The sequence below is a fragment of the Streptomyces longhuiensis genome (assembly GCF_020616555.1).
GTDB lineage: Bacteria > Actinomycetota > Actinomycetes > Streptomycetales > Streptomycetaceae > Streptomyces > Streptomyces longhuiensis.
On sequence record NZ_CP085173.1, the window covers coordinates 8,993,592 to 9,011,718 of the forward strand.

Sequence of the window (18,127 nt, forward strand, 5' to 3'; positions counted from 1 at the left end):
ACCCCACGGTTCGCGTGCGCGTAGACCCCGGCCCGGGACCGGTGCCAGGTTCACACCGAATCGAGCCACTCCGCGGCGGCGTCGAGCAGATGGGTGACCCCGTTGCGCAGCGCCGGATCCGCCACCGGTGCGAAGAACGGGGAGTGGTTGCCGTGCACGGTGGACGGCTGCTCGCCGGCCGGATCGGCTCCCTCCCAGCGGCTGGGCTCCGTACCGCCGAAGAACCAGAAGACGGACGGGCACCCGGCCGCGGTGGCGAGCAGGCCGAAGTCCTCGCTGCCCGACAGCGGGGAGCGCATGGTGTGCACCTGGGCGCCGCCCGCTGCGATCGCCTGGACGGTGCGTTCCGTCGCCCCGTCCGAATTGACCGTCAGCGGAAAGGAGTTGAGCTCGCTGAACTCCGGTGGATGAGGCGCGCCGGAGGTCGCCGCCTCCCCTTCGACCGTACGGCGCACCGCGGCGAGCACCCGCTCCCGCACAGCGGGGTCGAACGTCCTGATGTTGATCTTGAGTTCGGCCTCCTCGGGGATGATGTTCTCCTTGGTACCGGCCCGTAGCGAGCCCACCGTGACGACCGCCGACTCCGTCGGTGAGACCTCGCGGGCCACAATTCCCTGCAGCCGCATGACCGTCGCCGCCGCCATGACCACCGGGTCGACCGTGGTGTGCGGAGCCGAACCGTGCCCGCCCCGTCCGAGCAGACGTGCCCTCAGGCTGTCCGCGGCGGCCATCAGCACACCGGCGCGGGTGGCCACCGAACCCAGGGGGAGCGGCCCCACGTGCTGGCCGAGCACCACATCGGGCCGGGGAAACCGTTCCAGCAGACCGTCGGCCAGCATGGCCCTGGCACCGGCTGCTGTTTCCTCCCCGGGCTGGAAGACCGCCAGCAGCGTGCCGCGCCAGAGTTCCCGGTGTGCCGCGAGCTGGGCGGTGGCACCGAGCAGAGCCGCCGTGTGCAGATCATGGCCGCAGGCGTGCATGAGCGGAACCGGCTCCCCGTCCGGCGACAGCGCGGTATCCGTGGACGCGTAGTCGAGTCCCGTCGCCTCGCGTACGGGCAGTCCGTCCATGTCGGCCCGGAGCGCGACCACCGGTCCTTGGCCGTTGCGCAGCAACCCGACCACTCCCGTGCCGCCGACGCCCTCGGTGACATCCCAGCCCTGTCCGCGCAGCTCCGCGGCGACGATCCCGGCGGTGCGGTGCTCTCCCATGGACAGCTCAGGATGGGAGTGCAGATCGCGGTAGAGGAGGCCGAGGCCGTTCAGCCGGGCGTCGAGGCCGTCGCGCAGGGCAACACCCTCGCGCGGCGCGGCAGCGGTCAGGGATCCGTCGGTCGCCATGTCAGTCCTCCCAGGTCTCCGGCGGGGTCGGGGGTCGACACCGGGGCCGTAGTGAGTCCAGGATGGGGATCGTTGATCACTTGCCCGTGGCAACGCAGGAATTCGACGGAGATCCATGAGCCATGCCCGATAGCAGCCCGGAAGCTTCGTCCGGACACCGGGATGCGGCGGCCGGTTCGCTTCAGGAGTCGGACCTGGCGTTGATCGAGGCTCTCCAGCACAGCCCGCGAGCGCCCTGGTCACAGATCGGGCCCGCGCTCGGCGTGGACGCCACCTCCGCGTCCCGGCGCTGGCACCGGCTGGTCGGCCAGGGGCTCGCCTGGCTGACGGCCTACCCGTCCGCGAGTACGACGAGCTTCGCCTACGTCGACGTACGCTGCCGGCCGAACACCGTCGACGATGTGACGCGCCACCTGTGCGCACTGCCCCAAGTCCTCAGCGTCGAGGAGGTCACGGGTGACTTCGATCTGTTCCTGACCGTGGCCGCCCCTACGCCGGCCGACCTCGCCGCCCTCGTCCGCCGGGATCTGCCCACCGCGCCCGGCGTGGAGGCGACGGCCCTCCACCTCGGCCTGCGCCTCTACCAAGAGGGGAGCGGCTGGCGCATGCGCGCCCTGGACCGGCAGCAACGCTCACTCCTGGTGCCCCCACAGAAACCTCCGCGCCGCTCCCTGACCGGAGCCACCGCCGACGCGGCACTCATCGCCGCGCTCGGCCGGGACGGGCGGCGAAGCCATCAGAAACTGGCCGGGGACCTGGGCGTCAGCGAGGCGACGGTGCGCCGCAGGCTCCAGCGGCTGATGGAGACGCGATCGGTCCACTTCCGCTGCGACTTCGCCCAGGGCGCCGCCGGCTGGCCGCTCACCGCCACCTACCGCATCGACCTCCCCGCCGACCGACTGACCGCGGCAGCGCGCACGCTCGGCCTCATGCCCGAGGTCCGGCTGTGCAGCGCCGTGAGCGGGACGGCCGACTTCCTGGTCATCGCCTGGCTGCGCACGACGGAGGAGGTCACGGGTTTCGAGGCCCACATGTGTGAGCAGCTACCGGATCTGCGCGTGCTCGACCGCACGGTCACGCTCATCACGGTCAAGCGCATGGGCCGACTCCTCGACCCCCATGGCCGTGCGGTCGGCCACGTCCCATGGGACGACCTGTCCACCACCCTCTGAGGGAAGGCGGTGCTGTGTTTCCTGCATCAGGATGTACGGATCGAGGAGGGGCGCCGGTGAGCGCTGCGCGGGTGCTCGTCGTCGAGCACGAGGACGGTACGGGTCCGGCCCAGGTCGGTGAACGCATTGCCGGGCAAGGGCTGTTGACGGACATGCGCCGTCCCTGGGCGGGAGACGCGCTGCCCCGAGATCTGGACGCCTACGACGCGCTGCTCGTCCTCGGCGGTTCGATGGGCCCGCACGACGACGAACGCGCGCCCTGGCTGCCTGCCGTACGTGAACTGCTGCGCCAGGCCGTGTCTCGCGACCTGCCCACGCTGGCGATCTGCCTGGGCATGGAACTGCTGACTGTGGCGTGCGGTGGCGAAGTCCGGCGCGCCGCGCTCCCCGAGGTAGGCCTCTGTGAACTGACGCCGCTTCAGGAAGCCCTGGAGGACCGGCTGTTCGGTCCCCTCACGGATACGGGTGGAGGGTTGCGCGCCGTGCAATGGCACTGGGAGGAAACCGGCACTCTCCCCGACGGAGCAGTCCCACTCGTCACCAGCGAACGCTGCGCCCACCAGTCCTACCGGATCGGCACATCGGTCTGGGGAGTGCAGTTCCACCCCGAGGTCCTGGCGGACGACATCCGCACCTGGGGAACGTCGGACGTCGGCCCGCTGCACGACCTCGGACTCGAACCCGCCGGTGTGGTGGCCGAGGTGGCTCGGGCGGAGGCAGAGTTGCGCGCGCTGTGGGGTGCGTTCGCCGAGCAGTGGGCCGCGATCGTGACCGATCCCTCTACGGCCGTGTCTGCCGGACCGGCGCCCGGGTAATGACGACGTTCCCGCCGTCGACGCTGATGGCGGACACCATGACCCCCATTCGCCGCCACATGGCGTTGCCGCGCGTCGCGCCGCGTGTGCCGCCGGAATCCGTATCGTGAAGCGCCGTCCCGTTCGTGCGGTGGTCCGTCGCCGCTCGGCGCAGAAAGGCGTGTCATGGAACTGAAGCTGCAGGGCAGAACCGCGGTGGTGACCGGTGCGAGCAAGGGCATCGGACTGGCGATCACCAAGGCCCTCGTGGCGGAAGGGGTCCGCGTGACGGCCGGGGCGCGCCACATGGGCGCTGAACTCGCCGACCTCGCCCGGACGGGGTCCGTACAGGCCGTCGAGGTGGATCTGGGGACTCCGGAAGGGCCCGCCGCGCTCGTCGAGGCGGCGGCATCCGCCTTCGGGCCGCCCGACATCCTGGTCAACAACGTCGGTGCCGTCCGGCCACGCACCGAGGGGTTCGCGTCCGTCACCGACCAGGACTGGACGACCACCCTGGACATCAACTTCCTCGCCTCGGTGCGCGCCACTCGCGAGGTCCTGCCGCTCATGCTCCAGCACGCCGCCGGGTCGATCATCACGGTGGCGTCCGTCAACGCGCGCCTGCCCGACCCGCTCGTGATCGACTACTCCGCGGCGAAGGCGGCCCTGCTGAGCTTCAGCAAGTCGCTGTCCAAGGAGCTGGGACCGCGCGGCATCCGCGTCAACACGGTCAGTCCGGGGCCGGTCGCCACGGATCTGTGGCTGGGGAAGGACGGCGTGGCGGCAACGGTCGGTCAGGCCGGAGGACTCAAGGCGGACACGGTCGCCGAACACGCCGCGCGGAACGCCGCGACCGGCCGCTTCACCAGCCCCCAGGAGGTCGCCGACCTCGTACTGCTCCTGGCCTCCGACCGAACCGCCAACGTGACCGGCTCCGATTTCGTGATCGACGGAGGCCTGATCACCACGGTGTGATGCCACCCGGTGCATCGGGCCTTGGTCCGCCAAGGCCGACGCCGACGGTCTGTCGACGCCGACGGTCTCAGGGGGCGATTCCCACGCCGTCGATCCGGCTCCAGGTCCTCTCCTGGGCGGCGGTCATGGCAGGCCAACGCAGGCCACCCGGACGGGGGTTCACCCGTGACGCGTAGGAGTGGGGGGAGAACCCCGGGTCGTAGAAGCAGCCGGTGCCGTACCTGTGGTCGAACGCGGAGCACGAGGCCGCGATCGCATGCGGTGTCGGCTTCTTCCCGGTCCGCACCCAGGCGTCCAGTGCGGAGAGCGAGTTGGCGTACTCGGAGTTGCTCAGTTCGCTGTGTTCGCTCTCCCGCGTGAACGTCTGCACCAAGTGCCCTTCCCTGTGCGCGCCTTGGAGAGCGGCCCGGTAGGCGGCCTCGTGCTCGACGAACGCGGTGGGGTCGTCGATCGCGTGCATGGTGAGGACGGGAATGGTCACCTTGCCGGTGAGGTCGCTGTCGTAGGAGAGGTCGCGTACGGCGCTCGGGTCGGCGGAGAAGCGCTCGACGCCGGCGTTCAGCGCCCGGTCGTCGTGGGAACCGGAATACCGTACGCCCTGATTGCTGAACGGATTGCGGCCGCCGAGCCGGCTGTGCACGATGTCGCGGAACGTGAACGTGGCGAACCGCAGGTGTGACTCGAGAGTGCGCTCGGGGATCTTCGTGACCGCGAGGATGTCGTCGAGGTTGCGCTGCTGCGCCGCGGTCCGCTCCTTGGGATCGGAGGCGTACCCGGTGCATTCCTGAAGGCGCGCCCGCAACCCCGTGGCCGTCATGGCCGAGTCGGCGCGCAGCCCCTCCCACAGCGGGTACTGGGGCTCACTGGGCCGGGGATGGTTGCGGCAGTAGTACTGATAGACCACGCGCAGGTCGACCCGGTAGTCGTATCCGCGTGAACCGCCGCCGAGAACGCCGCTGGTGAGCAGGGCTCCGTCGTACGGGCCGTGCTTCGCCGCGCCGTAGGTCTCCACGACCTTGGCGGCGACATCGCCGCCCCAGGACTGGCCGTGCACATAGGTCCGCCTCGGCTTGCCGAACTCGCTCACGAACAGGCGACGCAGATTCTCGGTGTCGGCGGCGGCCATTCGCGTTCCGTAGCCACCACGCCGATACGACGACCCGGCCCAGGCGTAACCCTCGTCCACCATCACCGACCAGCGGTTCAGGTCGTCGACGCTGCGGTCGGGGTCGGATCCCGCGCCGAGGTCGGGGCCTCCGTGGGCGTGCACCACGAGCGAGCGGTTCCAAGTCTTGGGGATGGCGATCGCGTAGTAGGCGCCGTTCGCGTCCTGGCCGGTGTAACAGGTGGCCTTCCCGGTCAGATCCGTGGGACAGGCGGTGGACGCCGGTCCGCTCCCGGCCGATGAAACGGACGTCGCCGAACCCGAAGCCGGCACGGGGAGCGCGCAGGCGACGAGACCCGCGACACCGGCCACCATCGCCGCGCGTCGGTGGTGCCGACGGCTCCCGGACCTCCTGCGGAAACCCCATGCGACGCGTCTGGTCATACCCATGGGCCTGCTCCTCGTCCTCCGGCGCGCACCGTTGCGCGGCGGGGGAGATGCTAGGTAGGGCGGAGCCGAAATCCCATGAGGTGATCAGTAGCGTTCATATTGTTCGCTGACGAAGGCTGAACGCCCCGAGCGACGCTCACGCGGGCGGCAGACTGGTCCCATGACCGCTTCGGATCCGAAAGCTGACCTTCACTTCTATCTGCAGTCCGCCCGCGACGCCCTGTTGTGGAAGCTCGACGGGCTCTCCGAGTACGACGTCCGGCGCCCGCTGACGCCGACCGGCACGAACCTGCTCGGTCTGGTGAAGCACGTGGCTTGCGTGGAGTTGGGGTATCTCGGCGACACCTTCGGACGGCCGTCCGGTGAGTCGTTGCCCTGGGTCGACGAGGGCGCCGAACCCAACGCGGACATGTGGGTCCCCGCCGACGAGTCGCGTGCGTTCATCGTGGAGCTGTACCGGCGGGCGTGGGCGCATGCCGACGCGACGATCGACGCGCTGCCACTGGACACCGTCGGCAAGGTCCCGTGGTGGCCCAGTGGCAGGGACGAGGTGACGTTGAATCATGCCGTCGTACGCGTCATCGCCGACACGCACCGCCACGCCGGGCACGCCGACATCGTCCGCGAACTCGTCGACGGCGCCGTGGGGATGAACAAGGACAACGACAGCATGCCGTCCGACGACCCGGCGTGGTGGGAGGACCATCGCGGCCGGCTGGAACGTGCGGCGCGGGAAGCCGACCGAGACGCGTAGACGCGGTCGGCTTGACCTGAACGGCAATTGAGCCCGCGCGGCGCCTCTGGTGAACCGAGAGTCAGCCGTCAGTGAACCGAGAATCCGCCGTCGACGAAGATTGCCTGACCGGTGACGTAGGCGGACGCGCGGCCGGCCAGGAACACCGCCGCTCCGGCGAAGTCCTCGGCCAGGCCGTTGCGCCCGACCATCGTGCGGGCGGCCAGCGCGGCCACCTTCTCCGGGTCGGACGACAGGCGCGCGTTGAGCGGCGTCATGACGAAGCCCGGTACGAGCGTGTTGCAGGTGACGCCGTGGGGCGACCACGCCTCGGCCTGCGAGCGGGCCAGCGCCTCGAGGGCGCCCTTGGAGACCCCGTACGCGCCGCTCTGCACGAACGCCCGGTGCGCCTGCTGGGAGGTGATGTGGATGATCCGTCCGAAGCCCCGCTCGGCCATGCCGGGTCCGAACCGCTGCCCCAGGAGGTGGGGTGCCTCCAGGTTCACCGCCATGGTGGTGTCCCACACCTCGTCGCCGAGCTCACTCATCGGCGGCCGCAGGTTGATCCCGGCGCTGTTGACCAGGATGTCGGGCTCGCCGAACACCCCGGCCGCCTGCTCCGCCGCCGCGCGCACCCCGTCGCGGGTGCTCAGGTCCGCGCTCACCCAGGCTGCCCGGCAGCCGTCCGCCGTCAACTCGTCGACAGTGGAGGCGAGTTCCGCCTCCTTGCGTGCCACGATCACCACGCTCGCCCCCGCGCGGGCGAGCGCCCCGGCGATGGCCTTGCCGATGCCTGAGCTGCCGCCGGTCACCACGGCGGTCCGGCCGTCGAGTGAGAACAGTTCGGAGAGGTAGTTCTGCGAGGTCATGATCGCACCCTAGACGGCGCCTTGGCGGGGACCGTGGTCGGGCTGTCCCACAGAAGATTCGGGCCGTCCCACAGGAGACGACGTGACTTGGGCGGCGATGGTCCGCGCGCACTGCACGGACTCCGTGTGGGTGGTGTCCACCTCCAGGTCGTAGACCACGCCCCGGTGGACCGTCTCCGCCTGCGATGCGGCCATTCCCTGGGCCCGGTCCCCGCGGACGATCTCGCGGCCTGCGGCGACCTCGCTGTCGCACCTGACCCCCACCCACAGCACGTCCAACGTGCCAAGGGCCTTCTGCCACCGCAGTTGGGACTCTCCTCCGCCGAGGAAGACGTCATCGATGATGATCCGGGCGCCCGCACCGGCCGTCGCGGCGACGCCCCGCATCCATGCCGCCTCCAGCTCCCGGAAGACCGATCCGACATCGACTCCGCCGTCTTCGGCGATGTCGAGTCCGTCGCCCGATTCCCGCAGGGACGCGGGCATCGCCTCGATCAGCGAGTCGATCCCGAAGGCGAGCCACGGATCCGGCAGTACCGCCTGCAGACACCGGGCGATCCCGGACTTGCCCGAGCTGGACCCACCGTTCAACACGATCACCTGAGTCGTCACCGGGCCAGGGTAGAGGCACCCACCACGGCGCCCGAAACGAATTTCGGCAGGCCTTGCCCTTGACGGCTGCTGCTGGACCGCATGCCTTCGTCCGCCCGGAATCCGCCGGGCGGGAACGCCTCGGATGTGCCGGGCGGGAAACGCCTCGGATGCGCCGGGTGGGAACGCCTCAGATTGCGTCAACTACCGGCTTGTACCGGGTGTTTGCTCAGGATCGAGACGCGGTTGAATGCGTTGATCGTTATCGCGACCCAGATCACGGCGGAGATCTGGTCCTCGGTGAGCGCGGCCCGGGCGGCGGTGTAGGCGGATTCCTGCGCGGCGGCGTCGGCGGGCTCCGTCGTCGCCTCCGCGAGTCCCAGCGCCGCTCGTTCCGCGGGGCTGAAGAGTTCCGTGTCCCGCCAGGCCGGCAGCACGCCCAGTCGCTGTGTCGTCTCGCCGGCGCGCAGGGCGGCCCGGGTGTGGACATGGAGGCAGTAGGCGCAGCCGTTGATCTGCGAGACGCGGAGGTTGACCAGTTCCACCAGTGTGCGGTCGAGGCCCGCGTCCGCGGCCACCGCGCGCACCGCCTCCGACGTCTGCACCAGTGCGTGGTACGCCTTGGGGCTCTGCTTGTCGATGAAGATCCGCCGGGGTGTGGATCCCGCCGTCGGTTGGTTCACCGTGGACTCCTCCGGGCCGCTCGCGGCGCCCTTGCTCCGATGTGTACGCGGGGCCGATTCGTGTTCTAAGATCATGGCAAGTGGTTGAACGTAAAACTATCATGGTTGGAGGAGGTGGCCGCGATGAGTGACGCGGAAGCAGGTCAGGTCGGAGTGCGTGGCGGATCCCGGGTGGCAGGCGAACGGCCGGCCACGGGTCCACGGATCGACGTACTCGCCCCGCGCGATGTCCCGCTCGGCGGGCCGCGGGCGATGACCGTGCGACGTACGCTCCCGCAGCGATCCCGCACCCTGATCGGTGCCTGGTGTTTCGCCGACCACTACGGCCCCGACGATGTCGGCCGCACGGGCGGCATGGACGTCGCCCCGCATCCCCATACCGGACTGCAGACGGTGAGCTGGCTGTTCAGCGGCGAGATCGAGCACCGCGACAGCCTCGGCAGCCACGCCTACGTACGGCCCGGTGAGCTCAACCTGATGACCGGCGGGCACGGCATCAGCCACACCGAGGTCTCCACCCCACGCACCACGACCCTGCACGGCGTCCAGCTGTGGGTGGCGCTGCCCGAGGAACACCGGCACACCGGGCGGGACTTCCAGCACCATGTGCCCGAGCCGGTGCGGACGGAGGGGGCCGAGATCAGGGTCTTCCTGGGTGCCCTCGCCGGCTCCGCCTCCCCGGTGCCGACCTTCACACCCCTGCTCGGCGCCGAGATCACGCTCGCGCCGCGCGCTTCGCTCGTGCTCGCCGTGGATGCCGACTTCGAGCACGGTCTGCTCGTCGACCACGGGGACGTCCGTGTGGCCGACACCGTGCTGCGCCCCGCGGACCTGGGATACGTCCACCCCGGCGCCGAAACCCTGTCCCTCGTCAACGAGTCGGACGAGACGGCCCGGACGGTCCTTCTCGGCGGAGCGCCGTTCGAGGAGGAGATCGTGATGTGGTGGAACTTCATCGGCCGCAGCCACGAGGACATCGTCCGGGCGCGAGAGGAATGGGAGAGCGCCTCGGAGCGTTTCGGCGCCGTCGAGGGCTACCCCGGAGACCGTCTCCCCGCTCCCGCTCTGCCTCATGCCACCATCGCGCCGCGCAAGAACCCTCCGCGTCGCTGACCCCTTCGAAAGGAACCCGATGACCCAGCCTTCCCCCGTTCCCTCCGTCGAGCGGAACGACGAGCGGCATCGTTACGAGATCCTGGTCGACGGCGTACGTGCCGGCCTGACCGCCTTCCGCGACCACGGCGCGCAACGCGTCTTCTTCCATACGGAGGTTGACGAGGCGTATGCCGGACAGGGCCTGGCCGGCCGGCTTGTCCAGGAGGCACTCACCGACGTCCGCAAGTCCGGGAAGAGGATCGTTCCCGTCTGCCCCTACGTCGCCAAGTTCCTCAAGAAGCATGAGGAGTTCGCCGACATCACCGACCCGGTCACCCCCGACGTCCTGAAGTGGCTGGACGCCGAACTGGCCTGATCCGTCAGGTCGGCAGTGCCCCGCCGTAACCAACTCCGGGATGCTCTGACAGGGCGAGCAGCGTGCACGGTTGACCTTCACCTTGGGGGAAGCCACAGCATCGGTGGGGCCGGGCGACGTGCTCGGCATGAGGAGGAGAGCGAGCATGGGGCTGCTGACCATCGGCGCGTTCGCGAAGGCGTCCCGGCTGTCGCGCAAGGCACTTCGTCTGTACGACGAGCTCGGCCTGCTGAACCCCGCTCGCGTCGACCCGGTGACCGGCTACCGCCTCTACGCGATGGACCAGCTCGACCAGGCCCGACTCGTCGCCTGGCTCCGGCGCCTGGGAATGCCCCTGGCCCGCATCCGGCACGTCACCGCGCTGGATGCGGCCGGGGCGGCGCAGGAGATCCGCGCGTTCTGGGCCCAGGTCGAAGCAGACACCGCCGCACGGCGGGACCTGGCCACCTTCCTCATCGACCATCTGTCCTGGAAGGACCCCGCCATGTCCCCGACCGCCAAGCCCCTGGGAATCCGCTACGCCGCACTGTCCGACACGGGCCTCGTCCGTGAGAGCAACCAGGACACCGCGTACGCCGGGTCCCGCGTGCTCGCCGTCGCCGATGGCTACGGCAGCGGTGGAGCCACCGCGAGCGCCGCGGCTGTCGACGTACTCAAGCGCTTCGAAACCGACAGTGTCCCCGCAGGCGATCTCCTCAGCCTCCTCGAAGACGCCGTGGAAGAAGCCAAGCGGGCCGTGCACGGCGTTCCGTCGGCCGGCTCCTCGTCCGATGAGGCCTCACGAGCAGCGGTCGGAACCACACTCACCGCGATGCTCTGGACCGGCGCGCAGCTGGCTCTCGTGCACATCGGTGACTCCCGCGTCTATCTCCTGCGCGCCGGAGAGCTGTTCCAGATCACGCACGACCACACGCTCGTCCAGTCGATGGTCGACGAAGGGCGCATCAGCCCTGAAGAGGCCCTCTCCCACCCCCAGCGGTCGCTGCTGACGCGGGCCCTCGGGCAAGGAGCCGACGAGACCCCGGACATGCGCCTGCACGATGCGCAGCACGGAGACCGGTATCTGCTCTGCTCCGACGGACTGTCGACCGTCGTCCCGGGCGAAGACATCCTGCGCGTGCTCGCCGAGACCAGGGAGCCCGACGAGACGGTCCGCGCTCTGGTGGCCCTCGCCAACGGCATCGGCGGTCCCGACAACGTCGGCTGCGTGGTCGCCGACGTCATGGAACTCCAGCCGTAAGGCCGAACCGATGTCATGGAGCTCCAGTAGTCGAGCCGAACCGATGTCATGGAACTCCAGCAGTCGAGCCGAACCGATGTCATGGAACTCCAGCAGTCGAGCCGAACCGATGTCATGCCGGAGCTTCAGTGGTAGAGCGCAGCTGATGCCACGGCGCCTCCGCAGTGGTGGCCCCGAGCAGGACCGCGAGCGCGTGGCGGACAAGGTCGCGAGGCTGGTCGCCCGACGAGACGCACTCCCAGACCCTGCCCGTGAGCATCACCGGTCTCCGACGGCTCCGGCCCCGCCATCACGGTGGACCCCGTCGGCACCGGCAAGCAGGCGGCGGGCGCGAGGGATCCGGCACGTAGGCACCGTGCCGCCCAGCCCCTGCGCGGCAGGCAGCGCGGCGTGGCCGTCGAAGTCGTCGCCGAGGCTGCGGTCGCCGCGCGGCAGCAACGCAATCGCCTGCTGCACCCGGTACTGGACGGAGTCGCGGTGCAGATTCACCGCCTGTGCCGTGGCCGCGTAGCTGCGGTGGTGGGTGAGGAACGTTCGTGGCGTCTCGCGCAGCCCGGCCAGCGCCCGCTCACCCGGCCCGGAGTGTTCATCCGCTCCGCCGCCACTCCGCCCGGCCCCGGCGCACGAGGCATGTGCGGCGCCGGGGTGGCGACGTCCGCGCTGCGGCATCTCGGAATCGGACAAGTCGTCTGACGCAGCGTCACGAGGCGAGGGGTCCTAAGGGTCCTACGGATTCTGCTCCCGTCGGCCCTTTCCGCTGCCGCCGAACGCGGCGGAGCCCCGGCCGGCGTCAGCCCGGCCGAGGCCCCGCCTTCGGGCCTGTCCCGCTCAGGCGGCCGCTTCGATGGTCACCTTGACGTGCTTCATGATCGGCTGGTCGCTCTGCGTGCTGTAGTCGACGAGTGCGCACAGCACGTTCATCTCGGGCATGTACCCGGCCGCGCAGCCGCGCGGGATGTCGTACGGGATGGCGAGATAGCCGTTGAGGTAGCGGTGGCTGCCGTCCCTGGCGGTGCTGGTGATGTCGACGGGGTCGAACTCGTCGATGCCGCGCTCGCGCATGTCGTCCTGGTTCATGAAGACGAGCTCGCGCAGGTTCTTGATGCCGCGGTAGCGGTCGTTGTCCGAGTAGATGGTGGTGTTCCACTGGTCGTGGGAGCGCATGGTGCCCAGTGCCAGGGTGCCGGGGGCCGGTACGACGTCGGGCAGGGCGGCGTCGGAGAACTCCGCGCCGCCGGACGGGGTGAGGAAGACCAGTTCGCGGGCGGGCTGCTTGAGGCGGAAGCCCAGGGGCAGGCGCACGCGGCGGTTGAAGTCCTCGAACCCGTCGAGGGCCCGGGACATGGTGTCGCGGATCCGGTCGTAGTCCTCGATGTACCACTCCCACGGCGTGACGCTGTCGGGCAGGGCCGCGCGGGCCATGCCGGCGACGATCGCGGGCTCGGACAGCAGGTGCGGCGACGCGGGGCGCTTCATGCCGACGGACATGTGCACCATGCTCATCGAGTCCTCGACGGACGTGCTCTGGATGCCCTTGCGCTGGTGGTCCTTCTCGGTGCGGCCGAGGCACGGCAGGATCAGCGCCTTGCGGCCGTGCACGAGGTGGCTGCGGTTGAGCTTGGTGCTCACCTGGACCGTGAGGTCGCAGTTGCGCAGGGCCTCGTACGTGATCGGCGAATCCGGTGCGGCGAGGGCGAAGTTGCCGCCCATGCCGACGAAGACCTTCACATCACCCCGGCGCATGGCCTGGATGGTGCCGACGGTGTCCAGGCCGTGATCACGCGGTGGGTCGATCTTGCAGTACTCGGCGAGGCGGTCGAGGAACGCGTCGTCGGGTCGGTGATCGATGCCGCAGGTGCGGTTCCCCTGGACGTTGCTGTGACCGCGGACGGGGGAGGGGCCCGCTCCTTCGCGTCCCAGATTGCCGCGCAGCAGAAGGAGGTTGATGATCTCGCGGACGGTGTCGACGCCGTGCTCGTGCTGGGTCACGCCCAGGCACCAGCTGACGATGCTGCGGTCGGCATCGCAGTACACGCGCGCCGCTTTGAGGATGTCGTCGCGGCTGACCCCGGACTGCCTCTCCAGTTCCTCCCAGGACGTGTTCTCGCACAACTCCCGGTACGCGTCGAAGCCGGTGGTGTGGCGGTCGATGAACTCCTGGTCCAGCGCCTTGGGATCCAGCTTGGCTTCCTCGAGCACCGCCTTGGCCATGCCGCGCAGGAGCGCCAGGTCGCCGCCGATCCGCGGCTGGAGGTTCAGCGTGCTGGTCTTCGTGGTCTTGAACAGCGCCATGTCCATGAAGTCGTGCGGGACGATGGTGCGTGTGGCGGCCGCTTCGACGAGCGGGTTGATGTGCACGATCTGCGCGCCGCGGTGGTACGCCTCGGCGAGCGCGGTGAGCATCCTGGGCGCGTTGGAGGCGGCGTTGACCCCCATGATGAAGAGCGCGTCGGCGCTCTCCCAGTCCTTGAGGTCGACGGTTCCCTTGCCGGTTCCCAGCGACGCCTGCATGGCGCGGCCGCTGGCCTCGTGGCACATGTTCGAGCAGTCGGGCAGGTTGTTCGTGCCCAGCTCACGGGCCATCAACTGGTAGAGGAACGTGGCCTCGTTGCCGAGCCTGCCCGACGTGTAGAAGGAGGCCTGGTTCGGGTTCTCGAGGCCGCGCAGTGTGCTGCCGACGAGCTCGAACGCGTCCTTCCAGCTGATCGGGGCGTAACGGTCCGTGTCGGGGTCGTAGACCATCGGCTCGGTCAGCCGGCCCTGGTCCTCCAGCTGGAAGTCGCTCCACTCGAACAGCTCGGTGACCGTGTGGGCGGCGAAGAACTCGGGCCCGACGCGCTTGCGCGTCATCTCCCACGTGACGTGCTTGATGCCGTTCTCACAGATGTCGAGCTTGAGGCCCTTGGTGTCGTCCGGCCACGCGCAACCGGGACAGTCGAAGCCCGTGTTCTCGTGGTTCATCTTCATGATCGCCCGCGGGCCGTCCACCAGTTCGCGCTCGCGTACGAGGAACTGGGTCACGCTCTTCGCGGCACCCCAGCCGGCGGCCGGGTGATGGTAAGGGTGATACTCCGGATCTTCCTTGGGGAGCGGCCCCACCCTGGGTTCCAGTTCTTCCTTCGCCTCATTGTCGATGCTCAAGACACTCAACCCTTCGACCATGCGATAACGGGCATAAGCCGACAAAACCTTAGATTCAGTCAGGCTATGCCGGTTGATCAATGGGCGCCACCTGCCCGGAGACACCGTCGCCCGCGGCAACCAGAGCGTCCGCCTGCTGCTCACGCCGCCACATGTCATGGAGCCGTCCGCCCCGCCGATCGATCAACTCCTGCCAGCTGCCACGCTCGGCGATTCGGCCATGATCGAGGACCAGGATCTCGTCGACGCAGGCGCTGTGAAGCCCGGCCAGCCGGTGGGTGATCAGCAGGGCGGTACGGCCCTCGGTGACGGCGAGCAGATCGGCGGTCAGGGCGTCGGCGGTGGGCAGGTCGAGGTGTTCGGCGGGCTCGTCCATGATCAGTACGGGGAAGTCCGCGAGCAGCGCGCGCGCCAGCGCCAGCCGCTGCCGCTGTCCCCCGGAGAGGCGGGCCCCGTGCTCGCCCACCATCGTGTCGAGCCCGGCGGGCAGGCTGTCGACCCACTCCAGCAGACGAGCCCTGGCGAGTGCGGCCCGCAGGTCGGACTCCTCGGCGTCGGGGCGGGCGAGGCGCAGGTTCTCCCGCAGTGAGCTGTCGAAGACATGGGCGTCCTGCGCGCACAGCCCGATCACTCTGCGGACGTCGTCCGAAGCGAGTGTCCGCGTGTCGACGGCCCGGGGACCGGTGCCGACGGTGACCGCTCCCGAGGTCTGGTCGAGGAAACGCAGCAGGACCAGGGCGAGGGTGGTCTTCCCCGAACCGGACGGGCCGACCACGGCGATACGTCTGCCAGGGGCGAGGTCCAGGTCGATGCCTCGCAGAGCGTCACGCTGCGCATCCGGCCAGCGCGCGGTGAGGCCGCGGACCGTCAGGGGCGCCGGCTCGGCGGGAAGTGCGACCGGGACGGCGGGCTCCGCGACGGGCTCGGGGGCCGCGAGCACCTCGTCCAGCCGGGCCCGCGCCGCGCGCGCCCGCTCCCGGAACCGCACGGCTGTTGGCATGCCCGCGACGGCCTCGAAGGCGGCGAGGGGGGTGAGCACGACGACTGCCAGGCACACTCCTGGGAGCGCGCCGCCGGCCACGCCGTGGATGCCCAGCGCGGCGGAGCCGGTGACGGTCAGCCCGGTGATCAGGGCGATCAGGCCCGCCGAGAGCGCGGCGGTGGCCGCCGAGCGGGCGGCGAGAGCGGTCAGGCGCAGGTCGGCAGCCCGGGCCCTGGCCAGACGGGCCGGCAGGGCCCCGGCCACGATCAGCTCTGCGGTTCCGGTGAACGTGTCGACGACGCACGTCGCCAGCTCTCCGCGGGCCGGGGACTGCTGCCGTTCCGCCCGGCCGGAGATGCTGCTCGCCAGCGCGGGCACCACGGCACCGGCCAGCAGCAGTCCCACGGCGAGCACCGCACCGGCCGCCGGCAGGAAGGCGCCGAGGGCGGCGGAAGCCCCGAGCGAGACGACCGCCGCGACGGCCGCAGGGAGCCGCCAGCGCAGGTGATGGTCCTGGACCGCGTCCACGTCGGAGACCAGCCGGGCGAGCAGGTCCCCCCGGTGGTAGGCGGGGAGCGCGGCCGGGGCCAGCTGTTCGAGTCGGCGGTACACGGCCGTTCGTACCCCGCCGAGAGCCTTGAGGACGGCGTCGTGCGAGACCAGCCGCTCCGCGTATCGGAACGCGCTCCGCCCGATCCCGAACGCCCGGACGGACGTCACGGCCATCATCAGGTAGAGCACGGGCGGCATCTCGGAGGCCCGGGAGATCAGCCACCCGGAGGTCGACAGGAGCGCGACGGCACAGCCGAGCGCGAGTGACCCGAGGAGCACGGCAAGGCCGAGCCGCGGCCGGGTTTCTTCGCCGTGCTCGGAGCACGGGCGCGGCTGGACCGGCTGGGGGCGGGCGGGAGCGGTGACCGGCACTCCGGGACGCCGGGGTTCCGCAGGGCGCTGTTCCCCGCCCCCATGAGGGATGCCCAGGTGAACGCGTCGGTCGGCGATGGCGAGGAGCGCGGGGCGGTGGGCCACGAGCAGGACCGTGCGGCCGACGGCCAGTGAGCGGACGGCCTCGACCATCGCGGCCTCGCTCTCGCCGTCGAGGTTGGCGGTCGGCTCGTCCAGCAGCACCAGCGGCCGGTTCGCCAGTACCGCGCGGGCCAGCGCCAGCCGCTGGCGCTGCCCGGCCGAGAGTCCCGCGCCGCCCTCCCCGAGCACCAGGCCCGGCTCCGCGAAGTCGAGCGCGTGGACGCAGCCGAGCGCGGCCCGGACCTCCGCGTCGGTCGCCTCGGGCCGGGCGAGGCGTACGTTGTCGGCGACCGTTCCCGCGAAGAGATGCGGATGCTGCGGCACCCAGGCGATCTGCCGACGCCAGCTCTCCGGGCCGAGGGAGGCGAGGTCGTGCCCGTCGACCAGCACGGCACCGGCCGAGGGGCGGACGAACCCGAGCAGCACCGCGAGCAGGGTGGACTTGCCCGCGCCACTCGGCCCGGTGAGGGCAACCGTCTCCCCGGGCGCGAGCGTCAGCGACACGTCCTGCAACGCCGGCACCGAGCGCCCCTCGTAGGCGACACTCACCGCCGCCAGGGTGATCTCCGCACCGGACGGTGCCGGATCGGACCCCGGCCGAGGCGGCGAGGTCTCCAGAACCTCGAAGATCTCGCCCGCGGCCGTCAGCCCTTCCGCACTCGAGTGGTACAGGGCGCCCACCTGACGAACCGGCAGGTAGACCTCCGGGGCGAGAACGAGCACCAGCAGGCCGGTCCGCAGATCCAGCTCGCCGCTGACCAGCCGGAACCCGATCGCCACCGCCACCAGCGCCACCGAGAGCGTCGACAGCAGTTCCAGCGTCAGCGAGGACATGAACGCGATCCGCAGCGTCCGCAGCGTCGCCCTGCGGTGATCGTCGGTGATCCGGCTGATCGAACGGGCCTGCGCCTTGGCCCGGTTGAAGACCTTCAGCGTCGGAAGGCCGGCCACCACGTCCAGGAAGTGGTGCGAGAGGCGGGAGAGGCCGGCCCACTGCCGGGTCATCCGGTCCTGCGTCGCGAGCCCGACCAGCACCATGAACAGCGGGACGAGCGGCAGCGTCACCGCGATGACGGCCGCCGACCGCCAGTCGGCACCGACGATCCGGGCCAGCACCACCACCGGCACCACGACGGCGAGCGCCAACTGCGGGAGGTAGCGGGCGAAGTAGTCGTCCAAGGCGTCGATTCCCCGGGTGGCCAGCGTGGCGAGCTCGCCGGTGCGCCGGCCCGTCAGGTACGACGGGCCGAGCGCGGTGGCGTGGTCGAGCAGCCGCTCCCGCAGGGTGGACTTCACCCGGGCCACCGACCGATGGGCCGTCAGCTCGGTCAGCCAGGCCACGACCGCCCGCCCGAGGGCGACGGCCACCAGACCCAGCAGCGGCCCGCTCAGGTCGTACGTGTGCTCCTTGAACGCCCGCACCACGATGTCGGCGATGAGGCTTGCCTGGGCCACGAGGAGGGCCGCGCCCACCCCGCCGAGGATCACGGATCCGGTGAGGAAGGCGCGGGTGGTGCGGGCGTACGCCAGTAGCCGGGGGTCGACAGGTCGCATG

At 70.5% G+C, this 18,127-nt stretch carries 15 protein-coding genes; 7 read left to right on the top strand and 8 right to left on the bottom strand.

All coding sequences use genetic code 11. The features are described from left to right. Positions 1–50 precede the first annotated feature (50 nt). Positions 51–1,340: an amidohydrolase gene (locus tag LGI35_RS40940; protein WP_227299488.1), complete on the bottom strand. Its 1,290-nt coding sequence runs from the start codon at positions 1,338–1,340 to the stop codon at positions 51–53. A gap of 122 nt (positions 1,341–1,462) precedes the next feature. Between LGI35_RS40940 and LGI35_RS40945 the strand changes: the two genes are divergently transcribed. From LGI35_RS40945 to LGI35_RS40955, 3 genes are all read left to right on the top strand, one after another. Then, a complete protein-coding gene (locus tag LGI35_RS40945) occupies positions 1,463–2,512 on the top strand; it encodes an Lrp/AsnC family transcriptional regulator (RefSeq protein ID WP_227299489.1) in 1,050 nt (349 codons plus the stop codon). Between the two features lie 56 nt (positions 2,513–2,568). After that, the gene (locus LGI35_RS40950; RefSeq protein WP_227299490.1) at positions 2,569–3,327 is read left to right on the top strand and encodes a type 1 glutamine amidotransferase; all 759 of its coding nucleotides are present in this window, start codon (positions 2,569–2,571) and stop codon (positions 3,325–3,327) included. A 165-nt stretch (positions 3,328–3,492) separates the two neighbouring features. Next, positions 3,493–4,281 (top strand): SDR family NAD(P)-dependent oxidoreductase, encoded by a 789-nt coding sequence (locus LGI35_RS40955; RefSeq protein ID WP_227299491.1) that lies wholly within the window; start codon positions 3,493–3,495, stop codon positions 4,279–4,281. A gap of 67 nt (positions 4,282–4,348) precedes the next feature. On the opposite strand, the gene LGI35_RS40960 is transcribed toward LGI35_RS40955, so the two are convergent. Beyond that, the gene (locus LGI35_RS40960; protein WP_227300729.1) at positions 4,349–5,761 is read right to left on the bottom strand and encodes a hypothetical protein; all 1,413 of its coding nucleotides are present in this window, start codon (positions 5,759–5,761) and stop codon (positions 4,349–4,351) included. 235 nt (positions 5,762–5,996) lie between these two features. On the opposite strand from LGI35_RS40960, the gene LGI35_RS40965 reads away from it, so the two are divergent. Further along, positions 5,997–6,590 carry a DinB family protein gene (locus LGI35_RS40965; RefSeq protein ID WP_227299492.1) on the top strand — a complete coding sequence of 198 codons (594 nt, stop codon included), beginning with the start codon at positions 5,997–5,999 and terminating at the stop codon, positions 6,588–6,590. 68 nt (positions 6,591–6,658) lie between these two features. On the opposite strand, the gene LGI35_RS40970 is transcribed toward LGI35_RS40965, so the two are convergent. The 3 genes from LGI35_RS40970 to LGI35_RS40980 all read right to left on the bottom strand — a co-directional run bounded on the left by LGI35_RS40970 (position 6,659) and on the right by LGI35_RS40980 (position 8,712). Next, a complete protein-coding gene (locus LGI35_RS40970) occupies positions 6,659–7,438 on the bottom strand; it encodes an SDR family NAD(P)-dependent oxidoreductase (protein WP_227299493.1) in 780 nt (259 codons plus the stop codon). Positions 7,439–7,447: 9 nt separating this feature from the next. Further along, positions 7,448–8,050, bottom strand: coding sequence for a chloramphenicol phosphotransferase CPT (cpt, locus tag LGI35_RS40975; protein ID WP_227299494.1), 603 nt, complete (start codon positions 8,048–8,050; stop codon positions 7,448–7,450). Positions 8,051–8,229: 179 nt separating this feature from the next. Continuing rightward, positions 8,230–8,712 (bottom strand): carboxymuconolactone decarboxylase family protein, encoded by a 483-nt coding sequence (locus LGI35_RS40980; RefSeq protein ID WP_227299495.1) that lies wholly within the window; start codon positions 8,710–8,712, stop codon positions 8,230–8,232. Positions 8,713–8,835: 123 nt separating this feature from the next. On the opposite strand from LGI35_RS40980, the gene LGI35_RS40985 reads away from it, so the two are divergent. The 3 genes from LGI35_RS40985 to LGI35_RS40995 all read left to right on the top strand — a co-directional run bounded on the left by LGI35_RS40985 (position 8,836) and on the right by LGI35_RS40995 (position 11,423). Further along, positions 8,836–9,825 carry a pirin family protein gene (locus tag LGI35_RS40985; RefSeq protein WP_227299496.1) on the top strand — a complete coding sequence of 330 codons (990 nt, stop codon included), beginning with the start codon at positions 8,836–8,838 and terminating at the stop codon, positions 9,823–9,825. A gap of 19 nt (positions 9,826–9,844) precedes the next feature. Then, complete coding sequence (locus tag LGI35_RS40990; protein WP_227299497.1) at positions 9,845–10,183, top strand: GNAT family N-acetyltransferase; 339 nt, start codon at positions 9,845–9,847, stop codon at positions 10,181–10,183. 145 nt (positions 10,184–10,328) lie between these two features. Beyond that, positions 10,329–11,423 carry a protein phosphatase 2C domain-containing protein gene (locus LGI35_RS40995; RefSeq protein WP_227299498.1) on the top strand — a complete coding sequence of 365 codons (1,095 nt, stop codon included), beginning with the start codon at positions 10,329–10,331 and terminating at the stop codon, positions 11,421–11,423. A gap of 258 nt (positions 11,424–11,681) precedes the next feature. Here the strand turns inward: LGI35_RS40995 and LGI35_RS41000 are convergent, their stop codons facing one another. From LGI35_RS41000 to cydD, 3 genes are all read right to left on the bottom strand, one after another. Then, complete coding sequence (locus LGI35_RS41000; protein WP_376600658.1) at positions 11,682–12,092, bottom strand: helix-turn-helix domain-containing protein; 411 nt, start codon at positions 12,090–12,092, stop codon at positions 11,682–11,684. Between the two features lie 159 nt (positions 12,093–12,251). Next, positions 12,252–14,585 carry an FdhF/YdeP family oxidoreductase gene (locus LGI35_RS41005; protein WP_227299499.1) on the bottom strand — a complete coding sequence of 778 codons (2,334 nt, stop codon included), beginning with the start codon at positions 14,583–14,585 and terminating at the stop codon, positions 12,252–12,254. A 43-nt stretch (positions 14,586–14,628) separates the two neighbouring features. Then, positions 14,629–18,126: a thiol reductant ABC exporter subunit CydD gene (cydD, locus tag LGI35_RS41010; RefSeq protein WP_227299500.1), complete on the bottom strand. Its 3,498-nt coding sequence runs from the start codon at positions 18,124–18,126 to the stop codon at positions 14,629–14,631. Position 18,127 lies beyond the last annotated feature (1 nt).